Origin of the sequence: Bradyrhizobium sp. PRIMUS42, assembly GCF_023006515.1 — a bacterium.
In the GTDB taxonomy this organism is placed as follows: Bacteria; Pseudomonadota; Alphaproteobacteria; order Rhizobiales; family Xanthobacteraceae; genus Bradyrhizobium.
In genome coordinates this window covers 1-4,183 of record NZ_JALBGZ010000561.1, presented here as the reverse complement: position 1 = coordinate 4,183, position 4,183 = coordinate 1, and the positions used below count along the sequence as shown (strand labels likewise).

Annotated in this window: 4 protein-coding genes, 1 tRNA gene and 1 pseudogene; all 6 read right to left on the bottom strand. The window is 63.0% G+C overall.

Annotated elements, in window-relative coordinates:
• Positions 1-198 (bottom strand): annotated as a pseudogene (locus MOV75_RS29250) (DUF2497 domain-containing protein); the annotation flags it as partial.
• Positions 199-503: 305 nt separating this feature from the next.
• On the bottom strand, positions 504-1,889 hold the full coding sequence (locus MOV75_RS29245; protein ID WP_246929759.1) for a TolC family outer membrane protein: 1,386 nt from the start codon (positions 1,887-1,889) through the stop codon (positions 504-506).
• A gap of 203 nt (positions 1,890-2,092) precedes the next feature.
• A complete protein-coding gene (locus MOV75_RS29240; protein ID WP_246929760.1) occupies positions 2,093-2,755 on the bottom strand; it encodes a protein-L-isoaspartate O-methyltransferase in 663 nt (220 codons plus the stop codon).
• Positions 2,756-2,906: 151 nt separating this feature from the next.
• Complete coding sequence (locus tag MOV75_RS29235) at positions 2,907-3,080, bottom strand: hypothetical protein (protein ID WP_246929754.1); 174 nt, start codon at positions 3,078-3,080, stop codon at positions 2,907-2,909.
• Between the two features lie 214 nt (positions 3,081-3,294).
• Positions 3,295-3,369, bottom strand: a tRNA-Asn gene (locus MOV75_RS29230).
• 135 nt (positions 3,370-3,504) lie between these two features.
• Positions 3,505-3,873 carry a hypothetical protein gene (locus tag MOV75_RS29225; RefSeq protein WP_246929756.1) on the bottom strand — a complete coding sequence of 123 codons (369 nt, stop codon included), beginning with the start codon at positions 3,871-3,873 and terminating at the stop codon, positions 3,505-3,507.
• Positions 3,874-4,183: the final 310 nt, after the last annotated feature.

Here is a 4,183-nt window from a genome sequence, read left to right as displayed (position 1 = left end):
CGGTTTGGCCGGTGCGACCTTGGATGGCGGAATGTCGTTCATCGCCTGCGGCTTTGGCGGCGCAGCCGGGGCCGCGGCTTTCTCGGGCTTGGCGGTTTCAGCCGGCGGCGGCTTGGCCTCATCGTCGGCAATGATGCGCCGGATCGAGGCCAGAATCTCCTCCATCGAGGGTTCTGTGACCTTTGCAGGCTGCGTCATCTCCGACTCCACATCATCAACGCCCTCGCATGCGCTGTTTTACACCAAGCACGACAGGATTGGCCGGTTCCGCAACGAGCGGCTCGACATTTTCGTCGCGGCAGCCCGACTTGTCCCCAGATCACGGCTCAACGTGCAGCGGTGCGCCCTGCCCCTCGGCACTCAAGCTTTACGCATACGGCGTTAACGCGGGGCGAATCGACCCGCATTGTCTTGGCAAGGCTATGTCAGGGATTTTGATGATTGCAAGCAAAGCACCGATCGGCCTCGGCTGTTCGCGAGGCCGACCGGATGACGACGGGGAATCAGCGTCCGTCAGGCGTACGCACGCCGGCCCAGCTGTCGCGGACCTGGTGGTAGTGAACGCTGGGATCATAAACCGTGGTCCCAAGGCCGAGGACCTGCGGCGCCAGACGGCCGACGGCAGCAAGGACGTTATAGGACGCAACGACCCGGTCGTGCTGCGCGGTCACCAGTGCCACGCGCGCATTGACCAGCGCCTGCTGCGCATTGAGCACGTCGAGGGTGGTACGCTGACCGGCCTTGGCTTCTTCGCGCACGCCGTTCAGCGCGATCTCGGATGCCGTCACCTGCGCCTGCGCGGACTGCACCTGCGCCTTGCCGGCCTGCAACGAACCCCACCATTGCACCACGGTCGCACGGGTCTGATCGCGCGTCGTTTCGAGGTTGAGACGCTGCTGCGCCAGGTTTTCCTTGGACTGGCGGATCAGCGAATATTCGCTGCCGCCCTGATAAATCGGCACCGAGAGCTGAGCGGTCGCGGCGGCGTTGAACGAGCGCAACTGAATCAAGGACTGTTCGTTGGCCTGCGTGGCCGATGCCTGGATTGTAAGCGTCGGCAGCAACGCACCTTCGGCGACCTTGACCTGCAAGAAATTGACGTCGATGCCGAACATTGCAGCCGTGACGTTGGGATGCTCGACGAGGCCGAGCTCGACTGCGGCAGCGAGCGTCGCGGGCAGGAAACGATCGACAGGCGAGCCGGGTGCAAGGTTCGTCGGCTCGTTGCCGATGATGCGGCGGAAGTTCGCGCGCGTCGTGGTGAGGTTTGCTTCCGCGGTAAGGGCCTGCGTCCTGCCGGCCGCCAGCTGTGCTTCCGATTGCGCAACGTCGGTGCGTGTCACTTCGCCGACATTGAAGCGGTCACGCGTCTGCTTCAGCGTCTGCTCGAGCACCCGCACGTTGCTGCGCTGAACTTCGAGCGTGGCCGAGTCGCGCAGATAATCCATGTAGGTCGTGGCGGCCTGGAGCAGCACGCTTTGATCGAGGCTGCGCAGCGCTTCGCGGGAGCCGGAAACCTGACTCTCCGCGGCGCGCGTCCGGTTGGCAGTCTGGTTGCCGTTATAAAGCGTCTGCGAAGCCGTAATTCCAGCGCTGCGAGGCATGGTGGTGCCATGGATTGAATTGCTCCCCACGCCACTCTGCAGATCCTGATATTGATAGCCGCCGCTCGCCGTCAGATTGACCCTGGGCCGATAGCCGGACAAAGCCTGCGGCACGTTTTCGTCAGTCGAGCGCACCTGGGCGCGCTGTGCGTTGAGCTGCGGATTGTTCTGATAGGCGCGCACCAGCGCGGACTCGATCGTATCCGCCAAGGCAGGCGTCGGCCCGGCTAGCGACAGCAGCAAGACCGAAACCGCAGCTCCGGTGAAGAGCTTCACCCCATGCATCCCAAAAATTCCGTTCATTCTAACGCCCGGCTCGTGCCCGCGAGCTGGGTACCGTCTACGAGTGGAGTCGCTGCCCCGCTGCAACATAGGACGCGGTCAAGCGCGACGGAACCACCTGAGGGTAGTTCTCGGTGGAAACTCTTCACGTGCAGCATCCCGGCCACACTTCTGATTCAGAACGGGATTTTATGAGCTTCGAGCTGTCAGAAGACGAAGGCGGCAGCCCGCGCCAGGCCGGGAAGGACCGGAGCGGCGGCGTCGAACAGGGTTCGATGGCCGAATTCACCGTGGGTATGGGTCACGATGATGGCCCGGGGCGGCCTGGATTCGGCCGAAACCCCCACCAGACGCCCGCCCTCCTTCAGCTGCCCGAGCAGCGCCTCCGGCGTCACCTCGGCGGCGCCATTGAGGATAATCACGTCATAGGGAGCAGCGGAAGGATCGCCTTCGGTACAGGCCGCAGCCTTGCAGGTCACATTAGTCAGCCCCAGGGCAGCGACGGCATCCTTGGCCTTCGCGGCCAGGGCCGAATCGCATTCCGTTGCGGTGACCTGGCGGGCCAGCTTGGCTGTCAGCGCCGCGAGGTATCCCGTGGCGCAGCCGACCACCAGCACGTTGTCACCCTCGCCGATTTCGGCGGCTTGAAGCAGCTTGCCGGTCAGCTGCGGCTTGATCAGGAAGCGCTTGACTGCGCCCTCGCTCACGTCGAGGTCGAGATCGAGATAGGCCAACGCCTGCCGGCCTGCCGGCACAAAGGCCTCGCGCGGAACCGTAAGCATGGCATCGAGAACACGACGGTCGGTGACGTCACTGGTGCGCACCTGGCCATCGACCATTTTAAGGCGCGCGGTCGAAAAACCGGACATTTGCGGACCCTGCAATGCGGCGATGCCGCGAACCAATGTTGGCGGCATCTTTGGAACATGGCTGGCCAAAACGCAACGGCCGTTAGCCCTGTGGGGCCAAGGCTTTTGGGGCCAAGGCGCCCGCATCTTACCGCATCAGGGCCGGAACGGATTATTCGATTGCCACCGCGAGGCGGCCGATCAGAGCCGCGACCTCGTCCAGCCGCGCCGACTCGGGTGTCTCGACCGCACGCGCCAGACAGGCGAGGCATTCGTCGTCGCTGAGCTCGGGAATGTCGGCCGGCAGAATCGAGGGGGCCATGTGGTCGACCTGGATGTCTGGCATGGGAATCAGCTCCGTAAAAAGTCCGGCAGTCGCGAAGCTCGATTTCAATTGAGTCGATTTGGGGCCGCCCGCATGGCGCGACGGGGCCTATACACACATCTGCTTGAAGGCGATTCCAGCCAGGGATCGTGAACGCACTGCTCAGAGTTCAATGCAATGAGGTCGCGCGCCACCTGAGGGCGCGCTCACAACTCGTTGAATTTGCGGTAGAATTTGGCTCCCCGGGCTGGATTCGAACCAGCGACCATCCGATTAACAGTCGGATGCTCTACCGCTGAGCTACCGAGGAAAAGGCGAACCAGTCGTTCGCGCGCGGCTGCGTATAACAAAGCCGCTTGCGCTTGCAAAGGACGAATTCGTCATCATCCGCAACGTGCCTGAGGAAGGGCCGAGCGGCCCCTCCTCCGGCCATACGGGCCAATCGTTATTCCGCGAGGAACGAGGTGGTCTTGGTACCGGGGTCGTAGCGCAACCGAAGCGCAGTCATCTTGCAGAGATTGACGTTCTTCCAGAGCACCGCCTCGTCGTAGCTCTGCCAGTCGACGCGGATATTCCAGACGCAGCCCTCGTCGTCCTCGTCGAACTCGACATAGGTGCTGGCCTGGTTCTGCAGCACCTTGTCGAGCTCATTGTCCCACTCGTCCAGGCCATCATCCGGCGCGTTGAAGCCCAGGAATTTGATGGCATAGCCGGTCTCGTTGACGATGGTAACGTTGCGGGCGTCAGCTGCGAACGACGGCATGGCGGCGATCGAAAGACCGATCGCGATCAATCCAGACAGAAAATACTTCATGTGAAAATCCTCCGATCGAAACAGGCCTCAGCGCCTGGCGTCGATCGGCGCAGGCGCCGCGGCAACAAAAGGCGTTGCCTCGAGACACGTCCGGAGCGCGATCGAAAGGTTCAGGACACGATCGATCTGCACTCCGGGACGTTGCGCGACGCGAGACGCGCCGAGCCTGTTTATCGTTTCGAATTCTCCGCAGCAATGAACGGGCATTCATAGATCGGCGGCGTTTGTCTTCTCCGGCGCCGGCGCAGGCACGGCGGCGCCGTTGCTCTTCCCGGTCACGGCGCCGACCAGCGCCTGCACGGGATCTTCG

Bases quoted from the DNA above. Each gene is read 5' to 3' on its own strand.
- MOV75_RS29240 (WP_246929760.1), bottom strand. From the start codon at position 2,755: ATGTCCGGTTTTTCGACCGCGCGCCTTAAAATGGTCGATGGCCAGGTG.
- MOV75_RS29245 (WP_246929759.1), bottom strand. From the start codon at position 1,889: ATGCATGGGGTGAAGCTCTTCACCGGAGCTGCGGTTTCGGTCTTGCTG.
- MOV75_RS29225 (WP_246929756.1), bottom strand. From the start codon at position 3,873: ATGAAGTATTTTCTGTCTGGATTGATCGCGATCGGTCTTTCGATCGCC.
- MOV75_RS29235 (WP_246929754.1), bottom strand. From the start codon at position 3,080: ATGCCAGACATCCAGGTCGACCACATGGCCCCCTCGATTCTGCCGGCC.